This is a genomic window from Pseudomonas sp. B14(2017) (genome assembly GCF_002113255.1).
GTDB classification, from domain to species: domain Bacteria; phylum Pseudomonadota; class Gammaproteobacteria; order Pseudomonadales; family Pseudomonadaceae; genus Aquipseudomonas; species Aquipseudomonas putida_Z.
The window spans coordinates 149088-173209 of the sequence record NZ_NEJY01000015.1; the positions used below are offsets into that span (position 1 = coordinate 149088).

The window sequence follows — 24122 nt, forward strand, 5'->3', positions numbered from 1 at the left end:
ATGCGCAAGCAGTTGAAACTGACCGCCCTGGCCCTGGGGCTGTTCGCCGCTGGCCAGGCCATGGCCGCAGACCTCACCGTGGTCTCGTTCGGCGGTGCCAACAAGGCGGCCCAGGTCAAGGCGTTCTACGAGCCGTGGGAGAAGGCCGGCAAGGGCAAGATCGTCGCAGGCGAGTACAACGGCGAGATGGCCAAGGTCAAAGCCATGGTCGACACCAAGAGCGTGTCCTGGAACCTGGTGGAAGTTGAGTCGCCAGAACTGGTCCGCGGCTGTGACGAGGGCATGTTCGAAGAACTCGACCCGGCCCTGTTCGGTAATGAGGCCGACTACGTGCCGGGTGCCATCCAGCCATGCGGCGTGGGCTTCTTCGTATGGTCCACGGTGCTGGCCTACAACGCCGACAAGCTGAAGACCGCACCGACCAGCTGGGCCGATTTCTGGGATACCAAGAAATTCCCGGGCAAGCGCGGCCTGCGCAAGGGCGCCAAGTACACCCTGGAATTCGCCCTGATGGCCGACGGTGTGGCGCCGAAGGACGTGTACCAGGTGCTGGGCACCAAAGAGGGCGTGGACCGCGCCTTCAAGAAACTCGACGAACTCAAGCCAAGCATCCAGTGGTGGGAAGCCGGCGCCCAGCCGCCGCAGTACCTGGCCTCGGGTGACGTGGTCATGAGCTCTGCCTACAACGGCCGCATCGCTGCGGTGCAGAAAGAGAGCAACCTGAAGGTGGTGTGGAACGGCGGCATCTACGACTTCGACGCCTGGGCCATCCCGAAAGGCGCCAAGGATGCCGAGGAAGCGAAGAAATTCATCGCCTTCAGCGTGCAGCCCGAGCAGCAGAAGACCTACTCCGAGAACATCGCCTACGGCCCGGCCAATTCCAAGGCCGTGAGCCTGCTGTCGGACGCGGTGAAGAAGGACATGCCGACCACGCCTGAAAACATCGCCAACCAGGTGCAGATCGACGTGGCCTTCTGGGCTGACAACAGCGAGCAGCTGGAGCAACGCTTCAACGCCTGGGCGGCGAAGAAGTAAACGACCAGTGTAGAGGGCCGCTTTGCGGCCCATCGCCGGCAAGCCAGCTCCCACAGGGACCGCGCTATCCCCGAGATCAGCGCAGTACCTGTAGGGGCAGCTCCCACAGGGATCAGAAGCCCCGAGGCCAGTGCAGTACCTGTGGGAGCTGGCTTGCCGGCGATGGGCTGCGCAGCAGCCCCATTTTCAGTTCGTATCGCGGAGTTCGCCATGGCCATTGCAGTGCCCCTCAAAGAAGGCGCAGGTCCAAGTCTCAAGCAGCGCCTCAAGCACGCCGAGCGGGTCAACCGCTGGAAGGCGCAGGCGTTGATCGCGCCGCTGGCGCTGTTTCTCCTGCTGGTGTTCCTGGTGCCGATCGCGGCGCTGCTGTACAAGAGCGTCGGCAACCCGGAAGTGGTTGGCGGCCTGCCGCGCACCGTGGGCGTCATCACCCAGTGGGATGGCAAGAGCCTGCCGGGCGAGGACGTGTACAAGGCGTTGAGCCAGGACCTGGCCGAGTCGCGCAAGAACCAGACCCTGGGCGACCTTTCCAAGCGCCTGAACATGGAGCTGGCCGGTTACCGCAGCCTGTTGGCCAAGACCGCGCGGGCGCTGCCGTTCAAGAGCGAACCCGCTTCCTATAAAGATGCCTTGCAGGCCCTCGACGAGCGTTGGGGCGACCCGGCCTACTGGCAGGCGATCCGCCGCAACACCAGTACGGTCACCTCGTTCTACCTGCTGGCTTCGCTCGACCACCGTATCGATGACCTTGGCGAACTGGCCAAGGCCACCCCGGACCAGGCCATCTACCTGGATATCTTCGCCCGCACCCTGTGGATGGGTGTGGTGATTACCGCCATCTGTCTGGTGCTGGCCTACCCGCTGGCCTACCTGCTGGCCAACCTGCCGACCCGGCAGAGCAACCTGCTGATGATCCTGGTGCTGCTGCCGTTCTGGACCTCGATCCTGGTGCGGGTGGCGGCGTGGATCGTGCTGCTGCAGTCGGGTGGCCTGATCAACAGCGCGCTGATGGCCATGGGCATCATCGACCAGCCGCTGGAACTGGTGTTCAACCGCACCGGCGTGTACATCTCGATGGTGCACATCCTGTTGCCATTCATGATCCTGCCGCTGTACAGCGTGATGAAGGGCATTTCGCCAAGTTACATGCGTGCGGCGATCTCGCTGGGCTGCCACCCGTTCGCCAGTTTCTGGCGGGTCTACTTCCCGCAGACCTACGCCGGGGTTGGCGCTGGTTGCCTGCTGGTGTTCATCCTGGCCATCGGCTACTACATCACCCCGGCACTGCTGGGCAGCCCGAATGACCAGATGGTCAGCTACTTCGTGGCCTTCTACACCAACACCAGCATCAACTGGGGCATGGCCACCGCACTGGGCGGGCTGTTGCTGCTGGCGACCGTGCTGTTGTACCTGATCTATAGCTGGCTGGTCGGCGCCAGCCGCCTGCGCCTGAGCTGAGGAGCCTTGTCATGCTGAGCCCTTACATGTCGCCCGTGGAGCGGGTGTGGTTCTACAGCCTGCGCATTCTTTGCGGCTTGATCCTGCTGTTCCTCATATTGCCGGTGCTGGTGATCGTGCCGCTGTCGTTCAACAGTGGCAGTTTCCTGGTGTACCCGCTGCAGGGCTTCTCGCTGCAGTGGTACCAGGACTTCTTCGGCTCGGCCGAGTGGATGCGGGCCTTGAAGAACAGCATCATCGTCGCCCCGGCAGCCACAGTGCTGGCCATGGTGTTCGGCACCCTGGCGGCCATCGGCCTGACCCGTGGCGACTTCCCTGGCAAGTCGCTGGTGATGGCGCTGGTGATTTCACCGATGGTGGTGCCGGTGGTGATCATCGGTGTGGCCAGCTACCTGTTCTTCGCCCCGCTGGGCATGGGCAACAGCTTCACCTCGCTGATTCTGGTGCATGCGGTACTGGGCGTGCCGTTCGTCATCATTACCGTGTCGGCGACCTTGCAGGGCTTCAACTACAACCTGGTGCGCGCGGCAGCCAGCCTGGGCGCCTCGCCGCTGCTGACTTTCCGCCGGGTGACCCTGCCGCTGATCGCGCCCGGGGTGATTTCGGGGGCATTGTTCGCCTTTGCCACGTCGTTTGACGAAGTAGTGGTGACCCTGTTCCTGGCCGGGCCGGAGCAGGCGACCCTGCCGCGGCAGATGTTCAGTGGTATTCGCGAGAACCTGAGCCCGACCATTGCTGCGGCGGCGACCTTGCTGATTGCCTTCTCGGTGGTGTTGCTGCTGACCCTGGAGTGGTTGCGTGGGCGTAGCGAGAAGCTGAGAACTCAGCAGCCTGGTTGAGGGTATGTTGCCTGTGCGGGCCTCTTCGCGGCTAAAGCCGCTCCCACAGGATTTGTGCAGCTTTCGATGGCTGCGCGGTCCCTGTGGGAGCGGCTTTAGCCGCGAAGGGGCCGGTCCAGGTTGATGCTAATCAGCCTTCATCCGCTTCCCTGGGTTACAATGCGCGCCACCGTGATTCTGCCAACAGGTGCGCCATGCAGCCCTACGCTATTGCCCCCTCCATTCTCTCCGCCGATTTCGCCCGACTGGGCGAGGACGTCGACAAGGTATTGGCCGCGGGTGCCGACATCGTCCACTTCGATGTCATGGACAACCACTACGTCCCCAACCTGACCATCGGCCCGATGGTCTGCACCGCCCTGCGCAAGTACGGCGTCACCGCCCCGATCGACGTGCACCTGATGGTCAGCCCGGTCGACCGCATCATCGGCGACTTCATCGAAGCTGGTGCCACCTACATCACCTTCCACCCGGAAGCCTCGCAGCACATCGACCGTTCGCTGCAGCTGATCAAGGACGGTGGCTGCAAGGCCGGCCTGGTATTCAACCCGGCCACCAGCCTGGACGCGCTGAAGTACGTGATGGACAAGGTCGACATGGTGCTGCTGATGAGCGTCAACCCGGGCTTCGGCGGGCAGAAGTTCATCCCTGGCACCCTCGACAAGCTGCGCGAGGCGCGTGCGCTGATCGACGCCAGCGGCCGTGATATCCGCCTGGAAATCGACGGTGGCGTCAACGTCAACAACATCCGCGAGATCGCTGCCGCTGGCGCCGACACCTTCGTGGCCGGCTCGGCAATCTTCAACGCCCCGGACTACCAGGAAGTCATCGCCAGGATGCGCTCCGAACTGGCTCAGGCCCGCCCATGAGCGGCTTCGAGCAGCTGTTCCCGGGGGCGCTGCCCAGGCTGGTGATGTTCGATCTGGACGGTACCCTGATCGATTCCGTGCCAGACCTGGCCGCCGCCGTGGACCGCATGCTGCTCGAACTGGGGCGCCCGCCTGCCGGCCTGGAGGCGGTGCGCCACTGGGTGGGCAACGGTGCCCAGGTGCTGGTGCGCCGGGCGCTGGCCGGTGGCATCGACCACGCTGCCGTGGACGATGCGCTGGCCGACCAGGCGTTGGCGCTATTCATGGACGCCTATGCCGAAAGCCACGAACTGACCGTGGTCTACCCCGGTGTGCAGGACACCCTGCGCTGGCTGCGCAAGCAGGGCGTGGAAATGGCGCTGATCACCAACAAGCCCGAGCGCTTCGTTGGCCCGCTGCTGGACCAGATGAAGATCGGCAACTACTTTCGCTGGATCATCGGCGGCGACACCCTGCCGCAGAAAAAGCCCGACCCTGCGGCGCTGCTGTTCGTCATGCAGATGGCCGGTGTCACCCCGCAGCAGTCGCTGTTTGTCGGCGATTCACGCAGTGACGTGCTGGCGGCCAAGGCGGCTGGTGTGCAGTGCGTGGGCCTGACCTACGGCTACAACCACGGCCGGCCGATCCACGACGAAGCCCCCAGCCTGGTGATCGACGACCTGCGCGCATTGCTGCCCGGTTGCGCAGACCCGGCCACTGGGATAACGTTGGCGGACCTTCAAGCCTCACAAGACAGAGAGTCCACCGTGGCGGTTACCGGCAAATTCTGGATGAAAGTCATCAAGGCCCTGGCCCGTTGGCGTTGGCGCGCCTGACTTCAGCCTGCCGGCGCGTGCCGGCCCGTCCGTTTGCCTGACCTATTGCTGCTTGCCACGAGGCTACCCATGACCCGCGAAGAATTCCTGCGCCTGGCCGCTGCCGGCTACAACCGCATTCCCCTGGCCTGCGAAACCCTGGCCGACTTCGACACGCCGCTGTCGATCTACCTGAAACTGGCCGACCAGCCCAACTCGTACCTGCTCGAATCGGTGCAGGGCGGCGAGAAATGGGGCCGTTACTCGATGATCGGCCTGCCGTCGCGCACGGTGATGCGTGTGCACGGCTACCACGTCAGCATCCTGCAGGATGGCGTGGAGGTGGAAAGCCACGATGTCGAAGACCCGCTGGCCTTTGTCGAAACATTCAAGGACCGTTACAAGGTCGCCGATATCCCTGGCCTGCCGCGCTTCAACGGCGGCCTGGTCGGCTACTTCGGCTACGACTGCGTGCGCTATGTGGAAAAGCGCCTGGGTGCCAGCCCCAACCCGGACCCGCTGGGGGTGCCGGATATCCTGCTGATGGTGTCCGATGCGGTGGTGGTGTTCGACAACCTGGCGGGCAAGATGCACGCGATCGTGCTGGTCGACCCGGCTGAAGAGCAGGCTTTCGAACAGGGCCAGGCACGCCTGCAAGGCCTGCTGGAAACCCTGCGTCAGCCGATCACCCCACGCCGTGGCCTGGACCTGAGTGGCCCGCAGGCTGCCGAGCCGGAATTCCGCTCCAGCTATACCCGCGAGGATTACGAGAACGCCGTCGGCCGCATCAAGGAATACATCCTGGCCGGTGACTGCATGCAGGTGGTGCCGTCGCAGCGCATGTCGATCGACTTCAAGGCTGCGCCAATCGACCTGTACCGCGCGCTGCGCTGCTTCAACCCGACGCCGTACATGTATTTCTTCAACTTTGGCGACTTCCATGTGGTCGGCAGCTCGCCCGAGGTGCTGGTACGCGTCGAGGACAACCTGGTCACCGTACGCCCGATTGCCGGCACCCGCCCGCGTGGCGCTACCGAAGAGGCCGACCGCGCGCTGGAAGACGACCTGCTGTCGGACGACAAGGAAATTGCCGAGCACCTGATGCTGATCGACCTGGGCCGTAACGACGTCGGTCGCGTGTCCTCGACCGGCAGCGTGCGCCTGACCGAGAAGATGGTGATCGAGCGTTACTCCAACGTGATGCACATTGTGTCCAACGTCACTGGCCAACTGCGCGAAGGGCTGACGGCGATGGACGCACTGCGGGCGATCCTGCCGGCCGGTACGCTTTCGGGTGCGCCGAAGATTCGCGCGATGGAGATCATCGACGAGCTGGAGCCGGTCAAGCGTGGGGTTTACGGTGGTGCCGTCGGTTACTTCGCGTGGAACGGCAACATGGATACCGCCATTGCCATCCGTACCGCGGTAATCAAGGACGGTGAGCTGCATGTGCAGGCCGGGGGCGGCATCGTTGCCGACTCGGTGCCGGCGCTGGAGTGGGAAGAGACCATCAACAAGCGCCGGGCAATGTTCCGCGCGGTGGCGTTGGCTGAGCAGACTTCGGCCAAATAAGTTGATCGGGGCTGCGTTGCAGCCCTTCGCGGGCATGCCCGCTCCCACAGGGAAATCACATGCTGCAAGGCCTGTGCAATACCTGTGGGAGCGGGCGAGCCCGCGAAGGGCCGCAACGCGGCCCCATCAATTCAAAAGTCGACGCTGACGCCCAAGCTCACTCCCTGCTGCGTCAATTCATCACTCTTGCGCCAGTTGTAGTTACCGCGCAAATGCACCCCCGCCACCACTTCATGGCTCACCCCCAGGCTCGCCCGGGTCAGGTCGCTGTGCGGCGTATACCCGGTCAGGGTGAAGTCATTTGCCGGCAGGCTGGTCAGGTGCATCGTCACATCCTGCTGGTCATCCTCGAACTCGTGCTCCTGCGCCACCTCGGCGAACAGCCGGGTACTCGGCAGCACCTGCACACTGCCCAGCAACCCCACGCCCAAACGGCGTGATGTACGTTCCTGGTCATCGAAGCCCAGCGCCGTCGAGCGCCCGCTTTTCTCGTCATAGCCATCCACCTTCACCCGCGCATAGTCGGCGCTGATGAACGGCGCCAGCTGCCAGCTGCTGCTCTCGGCCGCCAGGTTGTAGCCCAGCCGTCCCGACATAGCCCAGGCCTCGCCATCGGTGTCGCCCTTTTCGCTGCGGTCGTTCACGCCAAGGGCGAAGGTGCGCTTGAGGTCGCTGTAGTCCAGGTGCCCGGCGGTCAGCGCCGCGTCGGCCCACCAGCGGTCCTGGCGGTATTGGGCGAATGCGCTGGCAAGGTAGCTGTCCAGTTTGTAGTCCGAATCCTGTGCGCCGGCTTCCAGCTTCTGCCGGTACACGCCGCCGGCCAGGCCCAGGCGCCATGCATCGTTCAGGCGGTAGCTGCCGCCCAGGGTCAGGTTGTAGCCGCGGCCATCGCCGCTGGCCGCGCTGCGCTGGCCGTCGAAGTCCAGGTCCTGGGCGCCGGTGGCAACGAAGGCTTGCCACTGGCCAACTGCCTGCCAGGGTGTCTGCCACTGGTTGCGCAGTTCGTCCTGGTGGGCACGCAGGCTGGCGTGGGCCATTTCCGGGAGCAGGGTCAGTTCCCAGGGGGCGGCGATGATCGAATAGGCGTAGTCGGCAATCAGTTGCTGGCCGGCGATGGTCGGGTGCACCGAGTCGTTGAACAGCAGCTTGGTCGGGTCTGGCGTGGCGCCGTTGATGCCATACACCGGGTTTTCCACGCAGCCTTCGCCGCTGTAGCAGGTGCCGACCAGGTTCTGGCCGCTGGCCAGGCCGAACTGCTCGGGGCTGGCCAGTGCTTCGCTCAGCAGCACGGGAATGTTCAGCGGAATGATTTCGGCATCGATCTGCCCCAGCTGGCTGAGCAGGGACTGGTTGAACGCGCCGGATAGCAGCGACAGCGGGTTTTGTTGCGGCGTACCGCTGAAGTTCGGTGTCTGCCCGAGGTCGGGCAGCAGCCAGACCATGATGTAACGGGCGCCGCCTTGCTGCAGGGCCTGGGCGCTGGCGGCTAGGCGGGCGCCAGCGGCCACGGCATCGGCCGGGCTGTTGACCAGGCCTTGCAGGAAGTCATTGCCGCCGCCAGTCAGGTAATACAACGCGTTGGGGTCGGCGCGCAGGCCATTGGCCAGGTAGCCCGGTTTATCACGCAGTACCTGCCCGGCGCCGGGGCGTCCTGGTGGGATGACGGTCTCGGAGGTAGTGGTGATCGAATCCAGGATCTGCTGGGTGGTGTAGCCACCGACTGCCCAGTTGTTGCCGTCGGGAAGGCCCAGCACCGGATTGACCGGGGAGGTGGAAGGGCCAAGCTCGGTCGGGCTCACACCGAGCCGCCCGCCCAGGATCATCGGTGACACTGGCGCATAATTGCCATTGGCATCGCGGTTGGTGAAGCGCACCCCGTCAAACTGCCCGGCGTCGCTGAGGCTGTCACCAAACACGATCATGCTGGAGTAGGGCGAGGGTGCCGCGAAGGCCTGGCTGCAGGCTAACGTCAATGAGGCGAGGGTAAAGCGCAATAACGGTGCTTTTCGCATCAAGGAACATCCTTTTCTTTGTTTTTATCAGGACAACCCCATCGACCTTAGCAAATCGCAGTGCATCCCTCCCAAGTCCATTCGTTTCCCCGTGTTTACAGGCATATTGCGCCCGCCGTCCCGGTAGGCTACTGTGCCGGGACGTATGAGCGAGACCTATCCTGTGTTGATCGTCAGCAAACTCTTGATGCGCGTAATCAAGGCCCACGCCCGTTGGCGTTGGCGCGCCTGACTTTATCCCCTGCCGGCCCGTCCGGCCCGCCCCCGTTTGCCTTCCTGTCTACCGCCCCTTGTGGCAAAGCCGCGCCTGTTGGCTGGTGCAGAAAGGTTCGAATTCTGAAGTCAGTAGATTCAAGAGGTTTAACCCGATGTTACTGATGATCGACAATTACGACTCATTCACTTACAACGTCGTTCAGTACCTTGGCGAGCTGGGTGCCGAGGTAAAGGTCATTCGCAATGACGAAATGACCATCGCCCAGATCGAAGCCCTCAACCCCGAGCGCATCGTCGTATCTCCAGGCCCGTGTACGCCGAGCGAGGCAGGCGTGTCCATCGAGGCCATCCTGCACTTTGCCGGCAAGCTGCCGATCCTTGGCGTATGCCTGGGCCACCAGTCCATCGGCCAGGCCTTTGGTGGTGATGTGGTACGTGCCCGCCAGGTGATGCACGGCAAGACCAGCCCGGTACATCACCGTGACCTGGGCGTGTTCGCCGGCCTCAACAACCCGTTGACCGTGACCCGTTACCACTCGCTGGTGGTAAAGCGCGAAACCTTGCCCGAGTGCTTGGAAGTGACCGCCTGGACCGCCCATGCTGACGGTTCGGTCGACGAGATCATGGGCCTGCGCCACAAGACGCTGAATATCGAAGGGGTGCAGTTCCACCCCGAGTCGATCCTGACCGAACAGGGCCACGAACTGTTCGCCAACTTCCTCAAGCAGACCGGCGGCCGCCGCTAAGGATCGAACATGGATATCAAGAGTGCGTTGAGCCGTATCGTCGGCCAGCTGGACCTTTCCACCGAAGAAATGCGCGACGTCATGCGCCAGATCATGACCGGCCAGTGCAGCGAAGCGCAGATCGGCGCCTTCCTGATGGGCATGCGCATGAAGAGCGAAAGCATCGACGAGATCGTCGGTGCGGTGTCGGTGATGCGCGAGCTGGCCGACAAGGTCGAACTGCAGAGCCTCGATGGCGTGGTCGATATCGTCGGTACCGGCGGTGATGGCGCCAACATCTTCAACGTGTCCACCGCCTCGTCGTTCGTCCTGGCGGCTGCAGGTTGCACCGTGGCCAAGCATGGCAACCGCGCGGTATCGGGCAAGAGCGGCAGTGCCGACCTGCTGGAGGCCGCCGGTATCTACCTGAACCTGACGCCCACCCAGGTGGCCCGCTGCATCGATAGCCTGGGCATCGGCTTCATGTTCGCGCAAAGCCATCATTCGGCCATGAAGCACGCTGCCGGCCCGCGTCGCGACCTGGGGCTGCGAACCCTGTTCAACATGCTCGGCCCGCTTACGAATCCGGCCGGGGTGAAGCACCAGGTGGTCGGTGTATTTGCCCAGACCCTGTGCCGCCCGTTGGCTGAAGTACTGCAGCGCCTGGGCAGCAAGCACGTGCTGGTGGTGCACTCGAAGGATGGCCTGGACGAGTTCAGCCTGGCTGCGCCGACCTTCGTCGCCGAACTGAAGAATGGCGAAATCACCGAATACTGGGTAGAGCCGGAAGACCTCGGCATGAAGAGCCAGAGCCTGCACGGCCTGGCCGTCGAGAACCCGCAGGCGTCGCTGGAGCTGATCCGCGATGCACTGGGCCGACGCAAGACCGAAAACGGCCAGAAGGCCGCCGAGATGATCGTGCTCAATGCGGGCGCGGCGCTGTATGCCGCTGACCATGCCATGAGCCTGAAAGCCGGTGTGGAACTGGCCCACGACGTACTGCACACCGGGCTGGCCTGGGAGAAGCTGCAGGAGCTGGGCGCCTTTACTGCAGTATTCAAGGTGGAGAACGAAGCATGAGTGTGCCGACGGTGCTGGAAAGGATCATCGCCCGCAAGTTTCAGGAAGTGGCCGAGCGCAGCGCGCGCGTCAGCCTCGCCGAACTGGAGGCCCTGGCCAAGGCTGCCGACGCCCCGCGTGGCTTTGCCAAGGCCCTGATCGAGCAAGCCGCGCGCAAGCAGCCGGCGGTGATTGCCGAAATCAAGAAGGCCTCGCCGAGCAAGGGCGTGATTCGCGAGCATTTCGTGCCGGCGGAAATCGCCGTCAGCTACGAGAAGGGCGGGGCGACGTGCCTGTCGGTGCTGACCGATGTGGACTACTTCCAGGGCGCCGACGAGTACCTGCAGCAGGCCCGCGCGGCGGTGTCGCTGCCGGTGATCCGCAAGGACTTCATGGTTGACCCGTACCAGATCGTCGAGGCCCGGGCCCTGGGCGCGGACTGTGTACTGCTGATCGTGTCGGCGCTGGATGACGTGAAGATGGCCGAACTGGCGGCCACGGCCAAGGATGTCGGCCTCGACGTGCTGGTGGAAGTGCACGACGGCGATGAGCTGGAGCGCGCGTTGAAAACCCTGGATACACCGCTGGTGGGGGTGAACAACCGCAACCTGCACACCTTCGAGGTCAGCCTGGAAACCACCCTCGACCTGCTGCCGCGTATTCCGCGTGATCGCCTGGCGATTACCGAGAGTGGCATCTTGAACCGGGCCGATGTGGAGCTGATGGAGATCAACGAGGTCTACTCCTTCCTGGTCGGTGAGGCGTTCATGCGCGCCGAGCAGCCGGGGCTGGAGCTGCAGCGGTTGTTCTTCCCGGAACAGGTGAAGAAGACTGTTCAGCAACTGGACTGATCAAATGAAGCCGGCGTTATTGCCGGCTTTTTTGTATGCCTGTAATGGCCCCTTCGCGGCGGTCCGACGCTTCGGCTCGCCCGCTCCCACAGGTTCTCCATCACCCTCGGGGCCTGTGGTAATCCCTGTGGGAGCGGGCGTGCCCGCGAAGAGGCCCTGAATAACAACATCAAAGGTGGATCAATGACCGATCAACCCCTGGCCCTGACCGTAGAACAAGGCCTGCACGCCGAACAGGAATTGCTGGCCGCCGTCTGCCGCGGCGAGCGCGACAGTGGCGTGCTGTTCTGGCGCCCGACCGACCACGCCCTGGTCATGCCCCGGCGCATGAGCCGTCTGGACAATTTCGAAGCCGCCTGCTCGGAGCTGGCGATCGCCGGCTGGCCGGTGCTGCTGCGCGAAACCGGCGGCGAGCCGGTGCCGCAATCACACGCCACGGTGAACGTTGCCCTGGTCTATGTTGCCCCCCGCAGCGAAGGCGACCACGGCCGTATCGAAAACGCCTACGAGCGCCTGTGCCTGCCGCTGTGTGACGTGCTGCGCGAGTGGGGCGGGGTGGCGTCGGTGGGCGAAATCGACGGCGCCTTCTGCGATGGCCGCTACAACGTCAACCTCAATGGCCGCAAACTGGTGGGCACCGCCCAGCGCTGGCGCCAGGGGCTGGGTGGCAAGCGCCCGGTGGTGCTGGTGCACGGTGCGCTGCTGCTGGACAACGAGCGTGAATCGATGGTGGCGGCGGTCAACCGCTTCAACGAGTGCTGCGAGCTGGAACAGCGCTGCCGCGCCGATGCGCACATCGCCCTGCACGAAGTGGCGCCTGCGGCCCCATGGTTCGAGCGGCTGTCGCAGGCCTATGCCAAGGTGCTGGCCGACCTGCCCAGGGACTAGCGGGTACCGTAGACCACCATGGTCTTGCCTTTGACCTGCACCAGGCTGCGTTCTTCAAGGTCCTTGAGGACGCGGCCGACCATTTCCCGCGAGCAACCGACGATGCGGCCGATTTCCTGACGAGTGATCTTGATCTGCATGCCATCGGGGTGGGTCATGGCGTCGGGTTGCTTGCACAGCTCCAGCAGGCAGCGGGCGACACGCCCGGTAACGTCGAAGAACGCCAGGTCGCCGACCTTGCGCGTGGTGTTGCGCAGGCGCTGGGCCATCTGGCTGCCCAGGGCATAGAGGATTTCCGGGTCCTGGCGCGCCAGTTCGCGAAACTTCTCATAACTGATTTCGGCTACTTCGCATTCGGTCTTGGCGCGCACCCAGGCACTGCGCTGCTGTTCACCCTCGACCGGTTCGAACAGGCCCAACTCGCCGAAGAAGTCGCCATTGTTGAGGTAGGCGATGATCATTTCATGGCCGTCATCGTCCTCGATGAGGATGGTGACCGAACCCTTGATGATGAACGACAGTGTCTCGGCCCGGTCGCCGGCGCAGATGATGTTGCTTTTGGCGGTATAGCGACGGCGCTGGCAGTGCACCAGCAGCTTGTCGATGTTCTTGATCTTGGCGGGTAGGGCGGAAGCAACCATCACGAAATCCTGTTCGATATGACGCATAGGCTTTTTATAAAGGTCGGCTGGCGGAACGCGCCAGTCATTTGGCGCCAGCTTATCAGACACTACAGGATGTTTCGGTACTAAACCGACACGACTCGTGCTTTTCCCACAGCCGTACAAGGTCTAAGCTGACACCCTTTTCCGAAAATCAGGAGTCCGGGTAGATGAAGGCACGTATCCAGTGGGCCGGTGAGGCGATGTTCCTCGGCGAATCGGGGAGCGGCCATGTCGTCGTGATGGACGGCCCGCCCGAGGCCGGCGGCCGTAACCTGGGCGTGCGCCCGATGGAAATGCTGTTGCTGGGCCTGGGTGGCTGCAGCAGCTTTGACGTGGTCAGCATTCTGAAGAAGTCGCGCCAGGCGGTAGAAAGCTGCGAGGCGTTCCTGGAGGCCGAGCGTGCCAGCGAAGACCCGAAGGTGTTTACCAAGATCCACATGAACTTCGTGGTGAAGGGGCGTGGGCTGAAGGAGGCCCAGGTCAAGCGTGCGGTGGAGCTGTCGGCGGAGAAGTATTGCTCGGCTTCGATCATGCTCGAGCGTGCCGGGGTTGAGATTACCCACGGGTACGAGATTGTAGAGCTGGGTTGAACCGCAGATTTTTGGGGCTGCGTTGCAGCCCATCGCCGGCAAGCCAGCTCCCACAGGGATAGCACATGGCTTGAGGTCAATGCGGTCGAGGTGGGAGCTGGCTTGCCGGCGATGGGGCGCGGAGCGGCCCCGACAATTTCAGCTGCGAAGCGCCGGCAGCGCAGCACGCACCCATCCCGGCAAACAACCGCGCATCACCCGGCTCAACCGCTCCCGCCGCTTCTGGTAAACCAGCCCCAGCCCGATAACCCCCAGCCCGATCAAGGTCACCACCACCGGGAACAGCAGCGAGTCGGCAAACACCTCGTACGACAGGTACCCCAGGTAAGCCGCTACGCCCAACGCCCCGAAAACCATGAACACCGGCCGACGCAACAGCACCGCCATACCCATCAGGGCAATATTGATCAGGCAGTACAAGGCCTTGCCCAGCTCGCTGCCGCTGTCCACCAGCGTCAGCCCGCCCCAGAATGCCGCCAGCCCGGCCAGGTAGCCCCAGTGGGCGTAGTCTTCGCGGGTGCGGCCGTCCACCCCGACGAACACCACCAGTAACCCGAGCCCGAACCACAGCGAAACCTCGCGGCGCTGTTCCCAGCTGAATGGCGAGCCGAAGAACCATTCGCTCAGGTCCATCGACATGAACCACAAGGCCACGGCAATCGGCATGACGATGAACGGGTAGGGGATCAGCCTCAGCATCAACAGCCCGGCAAGCACCGTGGCTGCTTCCATTGCCAGCCAGCCGCCCTGCACGTAGGTGTAGTACTGGTGATAGTTTGCCTGCGCATCATCCATTGGCCACCAGCCAGCCAGCCGTTCGATGGCGAACACCGCCAATGGCACGATGCTGACCGCGACTGCCGCCAGCACGCCGGCCGCGACGGGCTGTACGCGCCGTTGCAGGTTAACGGCGAACAGCGTGAGCAGCAGGATATAGAGGCTGGCGATGACCAGCAGCGCCCAGTCGCCGATGCGCATCCAGGCTTCGGTGAGCAGCCAGCCCATGGCTGCCATGATCAGCATGGCGCCGAAGTAGAAAGCGACATGGGCTAGCTGGAAGCTGCCGCGCTGTGCCGGCTGCTGGTGCAGGAAAGCCAGCAGGGCCTGGTCCTGGCCCGGCTGGAGAATGCCGGCTTGCACGGCGCGCGCCAGGTCCTTGGCGTCGAAACGGTCCGTCATGGTGATGCCTTCAGATACGGTAGGTGCTCTTGGTCATGACCTTGGCCAACAGGCTCATGCCAAAGCGAACAGGGGCGGGGAAGCGATAACCGCCGGCTTCCAGTGCAGACTCGGCGTGCTGTTCCTCATCGATGCGCATCTGTTCGAGGATGGCCCGGGACTTTTCGTCTTCCTGCGGGATCTGCTCCAGGTGCTCGTCGAGGTGCTTGCACACCTGATGCTCGGTGGCGGCGACGAAGCCCAGGCTGACCTTGTCGCTGACCAGCCCGGCGAGTGCGCCGATACCGAACGACATACCGTAGAACAACGGGTTGAGCACGCTGGGGTGGCTGTTCAGCTGGCGAATGCGCTGTTCGCACCAGGCCAGGTGGTCCACTTCTTCCTCGGCGGCGTGTTCCATGGCCTTGCGCACTTCGGGCAGCTTGGCGGTCAGGGCCTGGCCCTGGTACAGCGCCTGGGCGCAGACTTCACCGGTGTGGTTGATACGCATCAGCCCGGCAACATGACGAGCCTGCTGTTCGTCCAGGTCGACGTCCGGCTGGACGATGGCCGGCGATGGGCGGGCGGGTTGGCCGCTGAAGGGCAGCAAGGTGCGCATGGCGGTATCGGCCTGCAGCAACAAGCGGTCGAGCGGCGAGTAGTGACGTTCGGTAGCCATCGGGCACCTCCGCAAGAATGTGCCCGACAGTTTACCGCAATAGTGGCAGGGTCGCTTGCCGTGGATCAGCCCGGTGGCCAGTGCATCTGGCGCTGGCCAAGCACGTGCATGTGGATGTGGTAGACGGTCTGGCCGCCTTGCTCGTTGCAGTTCATCACTACGCGGAAGCCTTCCTCGCAGCCAAGTTCCTTGGCCAGACGCTGGGCGGTGAACAAGATGTGACCAGCCAGGCCTTTGTCTTCTTCGGTCAAGTCATTGAGGGTGCGGATGTGCTTTTTCGGGATGACCAGAAAATGCACGGGCGCCTGGGGGGCGATATCGTGGAACGCCAGAACCTGGTCGTCCTCGTAGATGATCTTCGCCGGGATCTCCCGGTTGATGATCTTGATGAATAAATCGTCCACAGCACTTGCTCCATGGTGAGGGTCGGGCCGAGTGTACTCAGCCGGGCGCCGCTCGCCCAGTGGCTATTCCATGCCTACCGGGCAATAGCGGCGGTGGATGGCCCCTGCCAGCTTGCGCACCAGCCACCGTGGCAGCAGGCGCGGGGCGAACGCCAGCCAGCGGTTGCGACGGCCGGGCAGTATCAGTGCACGGTTCTTGTCCAGCGCGCGCACGGTATACAGCGCCACTTCTTCGGGGCTGAGGCAGCGTGGCTTGCCATCCAGCCGTGGAATGCGCCGGCGCGAGGAGTGCACCGGGCCGGGGCACAGTACCGAAACCTTGATGCCGGTGCGCTTGAGCTCTTCACGCAAGGCCTGGGAGAAGCTCAGCACATAGGCCTTGCTGGCGGCATAGGCGGCCATCCACGGGCCTGGCGCCACCCCGGCCAGGCCGGCGACATTGAGGATCTGCCCGCCGCCCTGCACCGCCATCAGGTTACCGATGGCGTGGCACAGGCGGCTCAGGGCCAGCACGTTGACTTCAAGCAGGTCCTGCTCGTCGGCCCACTCATGGGCCAGGAATGGCCCGTAGGTGCGCAGGCCGGCACAATTGACCAGCAGGTCGATGCGCCGCTCGCCTTCCTCCAGCTCCAGCACGAAGCCCGACAGGCGCAACGGCTGGCTGAGGTCGCAGGCACGGAAAAGCACCTCGACACCGAAGCGTTGGGTCAGCTCGATGGCCACCGGCTCCAGCGTTTCACGCTGGCGTGCCACCAGGATCAGATTGCGCCCGCGCCGCGCCAGGGCTTCCGCCAGGGCCAGGCCCAGGCCGCTGGAAGCACCAGTGATCATGGCGTAACGGGTCATGCAAGGCTCCTGGGGGCTGAAGAGGGCGCCTAGTGTACAGCTTGGCCGGGCAAGGTGTTGCCTTTTGCTACAGGGTGCGGGCGCGCAGGGCCTGGCAGCGTTCCAGGGCGTCCCGGTACTCGTCATGCAGCCGTCCGATCAGCGCGCTGGCGCTGGGCAGGTCGTCGATACCGCCGACCCCCTGGCCCGCCGACCACACGGTCTTCCAGGCCTTGGCTTCGTCGTCGATCGGCTTGAGCTTGCCTTGCTCATGGCCGTCCTTGATGGCGTTCATGTCATAGCCGGCCTGTTCCAGGCTCGGGCGCAGGAAGCTGGCGGGAACGCCGGACACCGCCGGGGTGTGGACGATGTCGGCGGCATGGGAATCGAGCAGCATCTGCTTGTAGGCGTCCGGGGCCTGGCTTTCTGCGGTGGCGATGAAGCGGGTGCCCATGTACGCAAGGTCCGCACCCAGCATTTGCGCGGCGAGGATCTCGTGGCCGTGGTTGAGGCAACCGGCCAGCAGCAGGGTCTTGTCGAAGAACTGGCGAATCTCCGCGGCCAGGGCGAACGGGCTCCAGGTGCCCGCATGGCCGCCTGCGCCGGCAGCAACGGCGATCAGGCCATCGACACCGGCTTCGGCGGCTTTCTCGGCATGGCGGCGGGTGGTGACATCGTGGAACACCAGGCCGCCGTAGCCATGCACGGCATCGACCACTTCCTTCACCGCGCCGAGGCTGGTGATGACGATCGGCACGCGGTGTTCCACGCACAACGCCAGGTCGGCCTGCAGGCGCGGGTTGGTCGGGTGGACGATCAGGTTGACGGCATAGGGTGCTGGCGCCTGCAGCTGTGCCAGGCCTGCCTCGATTTCCTCCAGCCAGGCCTTGAAGCCGGCGCTGTCGCGCTGGTTCAGGGCCGGGAAGCTGCCGACCACGCCGCTGGAGCAGCAGGCCAGTACCAGCCTGGGGTTGGAGATCAGGAACATCGGTGCGGCAACCACGGGCAGGCGCAGGCGTTGTTCGAGGGAGGCAGGTAACGACATGGCAAGGCTCCTTGAGCGGGTGGCTATGTCAGAACGGTTTGACCACCACCAGAATCACGATACCCAGCAGGAACAGCACGGGCACTTCGTTGAACCAGCGATAGTAGACGTGGCTGCGGGTGTTGCTGCCGCTGGCGAAGCGCTTGCGCTGGGCGCCGCACATGTGATGGTAGACGGTCAGCAGGATGACCAGGGTCAGTTTGGCATGCAGCCAGCCCTGGCTGAGCCAGCCGGGCGTGAGGTAGAGCATCCACGCGCCGAACACGTAGGTGGCGATCATCGCCGGGTTCATGATGCCGCGAAACAGCTTGCGCTCCATGGCCACGAAGCGTTCCTGGCTGATGCTGTCCTGGCTTTGGGCGTGGTAGACGAACAGCCGCGGCAGGTAGAACAGGCCGGCGAACCAGCAGACCACGCTGACGATATGCAGCGCTTTGATCCATAGGTAAAGCATGGGGGAGTTCCTTCAGGTATTCACGGTCGTCAGATAGTAGTGGTCAAGCGCCCGAAGGGTCACCCGAAGAGTTGTTACAGGCGCCTTGCGCCCCTATTATCGTGCGCTTTCCAGACGGCTCGTTGATAAGGGGCAAGCGTTATGATCAAGGTCGGTATCGTCGGCGGCACGGGTTACACCGGCGTCGAACTGTTGCGTCTGCTGGCACAGCATCCACAGGCCGAAGTGGCGGTCATCACTTCGCGCTCCGAGGCGGGCGTTGCAGTGGCGGACATGTACCCGAACCTGCGCGGCCACTATGACGGGCTGGCGTTCAGCGTGCCGGACAGCAAGACCCTGGCCGCCTGCGACGTGGTGTTCTTCGCCACCCCGCACGGTGTTGCTCACGCCCTGGCTGGCGAACTGCTGGCGGCCGGTACCAAGGTGATCGACCTGTCGGCCGACTTCCGCCTGCAGGACGCCGCCGAGTGGGGCAAGTGGTACGGCCAGCCGCACGGTGCGCCAGAGCTGCTCAAGGACGCGGTATACGGCCTGCCTGAAGTCAACCGCGAGAAGATTCGCCAGGCACGCCTGATCGCTGTGCCGGGTTGCTACCCGACCGCCACCCAACTGGGCTTCCTGCCGCTGCTGGAAGCTGGCCTGGCCGACCCGTCGCGCCTGATCGCCGACTGCAAGTCGGGTGTCAGCGGCGCTGGCCGTGGTGCGGCGGTGGGCTCGCTGTTCTGCGAGGCCGGCGAAAGCATGAAAGCCTACGCAGTGAAGGGCCATCGCCACCTGCCGGAAATCAGCCAGGGCCTGCGCCTGGCCGCTGGCAAGGATATCGGCCTGACTTTCGTGCCGCACCTGACGCCAATGATCCGTGGCATCCACGCCACCCTGTACGCTACCGTCGCCGACACCTCGGTCGACCTGCAGGCGCTGTTCGAGAAGCGTTACGCCAATGAACCGTTCGTCGACGTGATGCCGGCTGGCAGCCACCCGGAAACTCGCAGTGTGCGCGGCGCCAACGTCTGCCGCATTGCCGTTCATCGCCCGCAAGGTGGTGACCTGGTGGTGGTGCTGTCGGTGATCGACAACCTGGTCAAAGGCGCGTCCGGCCAGGCGGTGCAGAACCTCAACATCCTGTTCGGCCTGGACGAGCGCATGGGCTTGTCACACGCGGGCCTGCTGCCGTAAGCCGCCAGCGTTCAAAAAGGCCCGCGTCGTGCGGGCCTTTTTGTAGGTCGCGACTAAAGCCGCACAATTCTTGACCGATTTTCTCGGGAAAGCGGATAATGCGCGTCATCGAGTTTTATGGCGGCTACCACGCCGGGAGAATCAACATGAGCGTCGAAACCTTCACCCCCACCGCTTTGGAATTCACCCACGGCGCTGCGCAAAAGGTGAAGAACCTGGTTTCCGAGGAAGGCAACGATCGTCTGAAGCTGCGCGTGTTCGTCACCGGTGGCGGCTGCTCGGGCTTCCAGTATGGCTTCACCTTCGATGAGGACGTGGCCGAAGACGACACCATCGTCGAGCGCGAAGGTGTTTCCCTTGTGGTCGACCCGATGAGCTTCCAGTACCTGGCCGGCGCCGAGGTGGATTACCAGGAAGGCCTGGAAGGCTCGCGCTTCGTGATCAAGAACCCGAACGCTGCTACCACCTGTGGCTGCGGCTCCTCGTTCTCGATCTGAGGCCTGGCCATACGAAAACGCCGCGCAATTGCGCGGCGTTTTGCTTTCTGGCGTAACGTTCAGGCCGGGTAGATTGCGCCGAGTACGCGCAGGCCCTTGGCCGCTGTCACGCTAGGGCGATTGGCAGCGATGCCTTCCAGGCAACAGTGGGCCAGCCAGGCGAAGGCCATGGCTTCGACCCAGTCTGGGTCCACGCCATGGGCGCCGGTGCTGGCGACACGGGCGTCGGGCAGCAACTGGCCGAGGCGTGCCATCAGGGCGCCGTTGCGCGCACCGCCACCGCAGACCAGCAGCGCTTCAGTGTCTTGCTGGGCGTTGCTCAACGAGTCGATGATGCTGCGTGCGGTCAGTTCCAGCAATGTTGCCTGTACGTCCTCGTCGCGGTATGCGGGCAGGCGGGCCAGGTGACCATCCAGCCAGGGCAGGTTGAATACTTCGCGGCCGGTGCTCTTCGGGCCGCTGCCGGCGAAGAACGGGTCGGCCAGCAGTGCACTGAGCAAGTCGGCCTGCACCACGCCCGAGGCAGCCCAAGCCCCATCCGCATCGTAGGCCTGGCCGCGCTTGCGCTCGATCCAGGCATCCAGCAGCACGTTGCCCGGGCCGCAGTCGAAGCCGTGGACTGGCTTGTCGTGTTCGATCAGGCTGAGGTTGCTGAAACCGCCCACGTTGAGAATGGCCAGGCGCTGGCCCAGGTGGCTGAACAGGGTTTCATGGAAGGCCGGGACCAGTGGCGCACCTTGGCCACCGGCGGCCACATCGCGACGGCGGAAGTCGGCGACCACGCTGATACCGGTAAGCTCGGCCAGCAGCGCCGGGTTGCCGATCTGTACGGTAAAACCGCGTGCAGGTTCGTGGCGGATGGTCTGGCCGTGGCTGCCGATGGCGCGGATGGCTCCGGCCTGCAGCCCTTGCCTGGCCAGCAGTTGGCGGATGCCTTCGCCTGCCAGGCTGGCCCAGCGGTTTTCCGCCAGTGCAGCGCGGGCGATCTCGTCAGGGCCGCTACTGCAAAGGCCCAGCAGCTCCTGGCGCAGGTCGCCGGGCATGGGCAGGTAGTGGGTGGCGAGCAGTGCGAGCTGCTCGCCTTGTTCGATCAAGGCAATGTCCAGGCCATCGAGGCTGGTGCCGGACATCACCCCTAGGTAGAGCGCCATGGGCTTAGCGCTTGTTCGCTGCGAGCAGGGTGGCCTTTTCCTGATCCATGCGGGCGATCAGGGGTTGGCTCTGCTGCAGGAAACGCTGGCGCTCGTTCCTGGCGATCGGGTCGGCCATCGGCACTTTCTGGCTCAGCGGGTCGACATGCACACCGTTGACCTGGAACTCGTAGTGCAGGTGCGGGCCGGTGGACAGGCCGGTGGTGCCGATGTAGCCGATGATCTGGCCCTGCTTGACCGAGCCGCCGGTCTTGATGCCCTTGGCAAAGCCCTGCATGTGGCCGTACAGCGTCTTGTAGCGGTTACCGTGCTGGATGATCACGGTGTTGCCGTAACCACCGCGGCGCCCGGCCAGCTCAATGCGGCCGTCACCGGCTGCCTTGATCGGAGTGCCGCGTGGGGCGGCGTAGTCGACGCCTTTGTGGGCACGGATCTTGTTAAGGATCGGGTGCTTGCGGCCGGCGGAGAAGCGCGAGCTGATGCGGGCGAAGTCGACCGGGGTGCGGATGAAGGCCTTGCGCAGGCTGTTGCCATCAGCGGTGTAGTAGCTGGTGTTGCCCTGCTTGTTGGTATAGCGCACGGCGGTGTAGGTCTTGCCGCGGTTGGTGAAGCGCGCGGACAAGATGTTACCGGTGCCGACGACCTTGCCGTCCATCACCTTCTGCTCGTAGACCACGTCGAATTCATCGCCCGGGCGAATGTCCTGGGCGAAATCGATGTCGTAACCCAGCACGCGGGCCATGTCCATGGTCATGCTGTGGGACAGGCCGGCGCGCTGGGCCGAGGCCGACAGCGAGCTTTTGATCACGCCGTGGGCGTAAGCGGTACGCACTACCGGCTTGCTGATTTCGCGGTTGAAGGTATAGCCCTTGTCGGTCTTGGTCAGGCGAATGGTTTCGAGGTTGCTGACCTTGCTGTGCAGGCTGGCCAGCTGGCCGTCCTTGTCGAGCTCGAACTGCAGCACCTGGCCGTGCTTGAGCTGGCTGAACTGCTTGGCCTGCTTGTTGCTGGCCAGCAGGTCGTGCACCGCATTGGTCGGCAGGCCGACCTTGGCGAACAGGGTGGACAGGGTATCGCCCCGGGCTACGGTGACTTCGCGGTGGCTGGGTTGCTTGGCGGCTTCGACGACCGGTTCGGCGGCAGGGGCTTCCTGCTCGGCCTTCTGGGTCTCGGGGGCGGCCTCTTCGATCTGGGCGAATGGCGAGCCTTGCTCACCTTCTGCCTGCACCAGGGGCGCAGCGCGGGATTCGTCCTTCAACTGCTCGGCAGGGCTCTCCAGCTCGAGGTTGAGGGTGGTTTTCTTGGCTTCCACTTCGCTGGAGGGAAACACCAGCAGGGCCAGGCTGAGCAGGGCGGCGATGCCGCTGGCGGCCAACAGATGGCTTTTCGGATAAAGCGGGGGCGCTTTAGGCGGTTCGTTGGTCATGGGCAAGGTGACTTTGAAAAAGGTGAAATGGAAAAGATGAATGACATGATGAAGATGAAATAACTGTATAAAATATAACCAAATCCATTTTCGCGCAAGGGCGCGTAGACGCCGCAACCCCGTGTTCGGGTCACATTCCTTTGCGAAACTTGTAATTGACGGCCGATCTTGTATGGTTGGCTCCCCCTGAATCTGAGCCTTGCGGGTTTGTCTATGAAGTCGGTTGAAGAGCAGCTGGCGCTTATCAAGCGCGGTGCGGAAGAAGTACTGGTCGAGTCGGAACTGGTGGAGAAGCTCAAGCGCGGCCAGCCTCTGCGCATCAAGGCCGGCTTCGACCCGACCGCGCCTGACCTGCACCTTGGGCACACGGTGCTGATCAACAAGCTGCGCCAGTTCCAGGACCTGGGGCACCAGGTCATCTTCCTGATCGGTGACTTCACCGGCATGATCGGTGACCCGAGCGGCAAGAGCGCCACGCGCCCGCCGCTGACCCGCGAGCAGGTGCTGGAAAACGCCGAAACCTACAAGCAGCAGGTGTTCAAGATCCTCGACCCGGCCAAGACCGAGGTCGCGTTCAACTCCACCTGGATGGACAAGCTGACCCCGGCCGACTTCATTCGCCTGGCGTCGCAGTACACCGTGGCGCGCATGCTCGAGCGCGATGACTTCGACAAGCGCTACACCACCAACCAGCCTATTGCCATCCATGAGTTCCTGTACCCGCTGGTGCAGGGCTATGACTCGGTGGCGCTGAAGGCGGATGTCGAGCTGGGTGGTACTGACCAGAAGTTCAACCTGCTGATGGGGCGTGAGCTGCAGCGCGCCTATGGCCAGGAAGCGCAGAACATCGTGACCATGCCGCTGCTCGAAGGGCTCGACGGCGTGAAGAAGATGTCCAAGTCGCTGGGTAACTATGTAGGTATCCAGGAAGCGCCGGGGGTGATGTACAGCAAGCTGGTGTCGATCCCGGATACCCTGATGTGGCGCTACTTCGAACTGCTGAGCTTCCGTTCGATGGAAGAGATCGAGCAGTTCCGTGCCGACGTCGCCAGTGGTGCCAACCCCCGCGATATCAAGATCAAGCTGGCGGAAGAGATCGTTGCGCGCTTCCATGGCGAGGAGGCTGCGGCCAATGCTCACCGTGCCGCGGGTAACCGTATGAAGGAAGGCGAGCTGCCGGAAGATCTGCCGGAAATTGAAGTGGCTGCGGGCGAAAGCCTACCGATTGCTGCCGTACTCAACCGGGCTGGCCTGGTGAAGAACTCGGCTCAGGCGCGGGACTTGCTGAGTGGTGGTGCGGTGAAGGTCGATGGTGCGGTGGTTGATCGTGACTTCGTGTTTGCGCTGGGTGCTACCCATGTGTGTCAGGCGGGCAAGAAGTCGTTTGCCCGGGTTACCCTCAAGGCTGAGTGATAGTCGGTAGGTGTAGCTATATAGAAGCGGGGAGGCCGACAGGCCGCCCCGCTTTGTTTTTCAGCGATATTAAAGTTTCTTGAAATTAAGGGTTGACGGGGTTTCGAATCCCCTTATAATGCGCCCCACTTCCAGCGACGCCGGAACGACAAACTCCTTGAGATTCAATGAGTTAGATAGTTGAGGCGAAGTTGAAAGGGCTACGGTCGAATGATCGGCAGCGGTTGAGGTGGTGGTTGACAGCGTTTCTAAACGCTGTATGATTCGCCTCCCGCTACGAGAGATCGCAGCGAGTCAAGTGTTTGAAGCTAAACGAGTTTC

General features: G+C 63.6%; 24 protein-coding genes. 14 read left to right on the forward strand and 10 right to left on the reverse strand.

What is annotated here, in order from left to right:
- From CAG34_RS17090 to trpE, 6 genes are all read left to right on the forward strand, one after another.
- Positions 1-1035 carry an ABC transporter substrate-binding protein gene (locus tag CAG34_RS17090; protein ID WP_085591395.1) on the forward strand — a complete coding sequence of 345 codons (1035 nt, stop codon included), beginning with the start codon at positions 1-3 and terminating at the stop codon, positions 1033-1035.
- Positions 1036-1245: 210 nt separating this feature from the next.
- Positions 1246-2493, forward strand: coding sequence for an ABC transporter permease (locus tag CAG34_RS17095; protein ID WP_013970602.1), 1248 nt, complete (start codon positions 1246-1248; stop codon positions 2491-2493).
- Between the two features lie 11 nt (positions 2494-2504).
- Entirely contained in the window at positions 2505-3332 is an 828-nt protein-coding gene (locus tag CAG34_RS17100; RefSeq protein ID WP_013970603.1) for an ABC transporter permease, read from the forward strand.
- 194 nt (positions 3333-3526) lie between these two features.
- A complete protein-coding gene (gene rpe, locus CAG34_RS17105) occupies positions 3527-4201 on the forward strand; it encodes a ribulose-phosphate 3-epimerase (protein ID WP_075044416.1) in 675 nt (224 codons plus the stop codon).
- On the forward strand, positions 4198-5016 hold the full coding sequence (locus CAG34_RS17110) for a phosphoglycolate phosphatase (RefSeq protein WP_025337470.1): 819 nt from the start codon (positions 4198-4200) through the stop codon (positions 5014-5016). The genes rpe and CAG34_RS17110 overlap by 4 nt, the downstream gene beginning before the upstream one ends.
- Positions 5017-5085: 69 nt before the next feature.
- A complete protein-coding gene (gene trpE / locus CAG34_RS17115) occupies positions 5086-6567 on the forward strand; it encodes an anthranilate synthase component I (protein WP_013970606.1) in 1482 nt (493 codons plus the stop codon).
- Positions 6568-6698: 131 nt separating this feature from the next.
- On the opposite strand, the gene estP is transcribed toward trpE, so the two are convergent.
- Positions 6699-8579: an esterase EstP gene (gene estP, locus CAG34_RS17120; RefSeq protein ID WP_085591397.1), complete on the reverse strand. Its 1881-nt coding sequence runs from the start codon at positions 8577-8579 to the stop codon at positions 6699-6701.
- Between the two features lie 368 nt (positions 8580-8947).
- On the opposite strand from estP, the gene CAG34_RS17125 reads away from it, so the two are divergent.
- From CAG34_RS17125 to CAG34_RS17140, 4 genes are all read left to right on the forward strand, one after another.
- Positions 8948-9541, forward strand: coding sequence for an aminodeoxychorismate/anthranilate synthase component II (locus tag CAG34_RS17125; RefSeq protein WP_003259809.1), 594 nt, complete (start codon positions 8948-8950; stop codon positions 9539-9541).
- Positions 9542-9550: 9 nt separating this feature from the next.
- Complete coding sequence (gene trpD / locus CAG34_RS17130; protein WP_013970609.1) at positions 9551-10600, forward strand: anthranilate phosphoribosyltransferase; 1050 nt, start codon at positions 9551-9553, stop codon at positions 10598-10600.
- On the forward strand, positions 10597-11430 hold the full coding sequence (gene trpC, locus CAG34_RS17135) for an indole-3-glycerol phosphate synthase TrpC (RefSeq protein WP_025337472.1): 834 nt from the start codon (positions 10597-10599) through the stop codon (positions 11428-11430). The genes trpD and trpC overlap by 4 nt, the downstream gene beginning before the upstream one ends.
- A gap of 183 nt (positions 11431-11613) precedes the next feature.
- Positions 11614-12318, forward strand: a complete 705-nt coding sequence (locus tag CAG34_RS17140; protein ID WP_025337473.1) for a lipoate--protein ligase family protein — start codon at positions 11614-11616, stop codon at positions 12316-12318.
- Here the strand turns inward: CAG34_RS17140 and crp are convergent.
- Positions 12315-12959: a cAMP-activated global transcriptional regulator CRP gene (gene crp / locus CAG34_RS17145; RefSeq protein WP_012270218.1), complete on the reverse strand. Its 645-nt coding sequence runs from the start codon at positions 12957-12959 to the stop codon at positions 12315-12317. The two genes, CAG34_RS17140 and crp, sit on opposite strands and share 4 nt — an antisense overlap.
- A 191-nt stretch (positions 12960-13150) precedes the next feature.
- On the opposite strand from crp, the gene CAG34_RS17150 reads away from it, so the two are divergent.
- Positions 13151-13573, forward strand: coding sequence for an OsmC family protein (locus CAG34_RS17150; RefSeq protein WP_004376171.1), 423 nt, complete (start codon positions 13151-13153; stop codon positions 13571-13573).
- Between the two features lie 138 nt (positions 13574-13711).
- Here CAG34_RS17150 and CAG34_RS17155 read toward each other — a convergent pair whose 3' ends face one another.
- The 6 genes from CAG34_RS17155 to hemJ form a co-directional block, all read right to left on the reverse strand.
- Positions 13712-14752: a DUF2157 domain-containing protein gene (locus tag CAG34_RS17155; protein ID WP_085591399.1), complete on the reverse strand. Its 1041-nt coding sequence runs from the start codon at positions 14750-14752 to the stop codon at positions 13712-13714.
- Positions 14753-14762: 10 nt separating this feature from the next.
- A complete protein-coding gene (gene coq7 / locus CAG34_RS17160) occupies positions 14763-15410 on the reverse strand; it encodes a 2-polyprenyl-3-methyl-6-methoxy-1,4-benzoquinone monooxygenase (RefSeq protein ID WP_025337477.1) in 648 nt (215 codons plus the stop codon).
- 65 nt (positions 15411-15475) lie between these two features.
- Positions 15476-15814 (reverse strand): histidine triad nucleotide-binding protein, encoded by a 339-nt coding sequence (locus CAG34_RS17165; RefSeq protein ID WP_013970615.1) that lies wholly within the window; start codon positions 15812-15814, stop codon positions 15476-15478.
- A gap of 63 nt (positions 15815-15877) precedes the next feature.
- Positions 15878-16660 (reverse strand): SDR family oxidoreductase, encoded by a 783-nt coding sequence (locus CAG34_RS17170; protein ID WP_085591401.1) that lies wholly within the window; start codon positions 16658-16660, stop codon positions 15878-15880.
- Positions 16661-16727: 67 nt separating this feature from the next.
- A complete protein-coding gene (locus tag CAG34_RS17175) occupies positions 16728-17684 on the reverse strand; it encodes a nitronate monooxygenase family protein (RefSeq protein WP_085591403.1) in 957 nt (318 codons plus the stop codon).
- 28 nt (positions 17685-17712) lie between these two features.
- Positions 17713-18138, reverse strand: coding sequence for a protoporphyrinogen oxidase HemJ (gene hemJ / locus CAG34_RS17180; protein WP_085591405.1), 426 nt, complete (start codon positions 18136-18138; stop codon positions 17713-17715).
- Positions 18139-18279: 141 nt separating this feature from the next.
- Between hemJ and argC the strand changes: the two genes are divergently transcribed.
- Positions 18280-19314, forward strand: a complete 1035-nt coding sequence (argC, locus tag CAG34_RS17185) for an N-acetyl-gamma-glutamyl-phosphate reductase (protein ID WP_013970618.1) — start codon at positions 18280-18282, stop codon at positions 19312-19314.
- Positions 19315-19460: 146 nt separating this feature from the next.
- Positions 19461-19811 (forward strand): iron-sulfur cluster insertion protein ErpA, encoded by a 351-nt coding sequence (erpA, locus tag CAG34_RS17190; protein WP_015268740.1) that lies wholly within the window; start codon positions 19461-19463, stop codon positions 19809-19811.
- A gap of 59 nt (positions 19812-19870) precedes the next feature.
- Here erpA and CAG34_RS17195 read toward each other — a convergent pair whose 3' ends face one another.
- Together CAG34_RS17195 and CAG34_RS17200 are read right to left on the reverse strand one after the other, a co-directional pair.
- Entirely contained in the window at positions 19871-20962 is a 1092-nt protein-coding gene (locus CAG34_RS17195; RefSeq protein ID WP_085591407.1) for an anhydro-N-acetylmuramic acid kinase, read from the reverse strand.
- A 4-nt stretch (positions 20963-20966) separates the two neighbouring features.
- Positions 20967-22388: a peptidoglycan DD-metalloendopeptidase family protein gene (locus CAG34_RS17200; protein WP_085591409.1), complete on the reverse strand. Its 1422-nt coding sequence runs from the start codon at positions 22386-22388 to the stop codon at positions 20967-20969.
- A 213-nt stretch (positions 22389-22601) separates the two neighbouring features.
- Between CAG34_RS17200 and tyrS the strand changes: the two genes are divergently transcribed.
- Positions 22602-23801, forward strand: a complete 1200-nt coding sequence (tyrS, locus tag CAG34_RS17205) for a tyrosine--tRNA ligase (RefSeq protein ID WP_085591411.1) — start codon at positions 22602-22604, stop codon at positions 23799-23801.
- Positions 23802-24122 lie beyond the last annotated feature (321 nt).

Coding starts and splice junctions, on each gene's coding strand:
- CAG34_RS17090 (WP_085591395.1), top strand. CDS start 1: ATGCGCAAGCAGTTGAAACTGACCGCCCTGGCCCTGGGGCTGTTCGCC.
- CAG34_RS17095 (WP_013970602.1), top strand. CDS start 1,246: ATGGCCATTGCAGTGCCCCTCAAAGAAGGCGCAGGTCCAAGTCTCAAG.
- CAG34_RS17100 (WP_013970603.1), top strand. CDS start 2,505: ATGCTGAGCCCTTACATGTCGCCCGTGGAGCGGGTGTGGTTCTACAGC.
- rpe (WP_075044416.1), top strand. CDS start 3,527: ATGCAGCCCTACGCTATTGCCCCCTCCATTCTCTCCGCCGATTTCGCC.
- CAG34_RS17110 (WP_025337470.1), top strand. CDS start 4,198: ATGAGCGGCTTCGAGCAGCTGTTCCCGGGGGCGCTGCCCAGGCTGGTG.
- trpE (WP_013970606.1), top strand. CDS start 5,086: ATGACCCGCGAAGAATTCCTGCGCCTGGCCGCTGCCGGCTACAACCGC.
- estP (WP_085591397.1), bottom strand. CDS start 8,579: ATGCGAAAAGCACCGTTATTGCGCTTTACCCTCGCCTCATTGACGTTA.
- CAG34_RS17125 (WP_003259809.1), top strand. CDS start 8,948: ATGTTACTGATGATCGACAATTACGACTCATTCACTTACAACGTCGTT.
- trpD (WP_013970609.1), top strand. CDS start 9,551: ATGGATATCAAGAGTGCGTTGAGCCGTATCGTCGGCCAGCTGGACCTT.
- trpC (WP_025337472.1), top strand. CDS start 10,597: ATGAGTGTGCCGACGGTGCTGGAAAGGATCATCGCCCGCAAGTTTCAG.
- CAG34_RS17140 (WP_025337473.1), top strand. CDS start 11,614: ATGACCGATCAACCCCTGGCCCTGACCGTAGAACAAGGCCTGCACGCC.
- crp (WP_012270218.1), bottom strand. CDS start 12,959: ATGGTTGCTTCCGCCCTACCCGCCAAGATCAAGAACATCGACAAGCTG.
- CAG34_RS17150 (WP_004376171.1), top strand. CDS start 13,151: ATGAAGGCACGTATCCAGTGGGCCGGTGAGGCGATGTTCCTCGGCGAA.
- CAG34_RS17155 (WP_085591399.1), bottom strand. CDS start 14,752: ATGACGGACCGTTTCGACGCCAAGGACCTGGCGCGCGCCGTGCAAGCC.
- coq7 (WP_025337477.1), bottom strand. CDS start 15,410: ATGGCTACCGAACGTCACTACTCGCCGCTCGACCGCTTGTTGCTGCAG.
- CAG34_RS17170 (WP_085591401.1), bottom strand. CDS start 16,660: ATGACCCGTTACGCCATGATCACTGGTGCTTCCAGCGGCCTGGGCCTG.
- CAG34_RS17175 (WP_085591403.1), bottom strand. CDS start 17,684: ATGTCGTTACCTGCCTCCCTCGAACAACGCCTGCGCCTGCCCGTGGTT.
- hemJ (WP_085591405.1), bottom strand. CDS start 18,138: ATGCTTTACCTATGGATCAAAGCGCTGCATATCGTCAGCGTGGTCTGC.
- argC (WP_013970618.1), top strand. CDS start 18,280: ATGATCAAGGTCGGTATCGTCGGCGGCACGGGTTACACCGGCGTCGAA.
- erpA (WP_015268740.1), top strand. CDS start 19,461: ATGAGCGTCGAAACCTTCACCCCCACCGCTTTGGAATTCACCCACGGC.
- CAG34_RS17195 (WP_085591407.1), bottom strand. CDS start 20,962: ATGGCGCTCTACCTAGGGGTGATGTCCGGCACCAGCCTCGATGGCCTG.
- CAG34_RS17200 (WP_085591409.1), bottom strand. CDS start 22,388: ATGACCAACGAACCGCCTAAAGCGCCCCCGCTTTATCCGAAAAGCCAT.
- tyrS (WP_085591411.1), top strand. CDS start 22,602: ATGAAGTCGGTTGAAGAGCAGCTGGCGCTTATCAAGCGCGGTGCGGAA.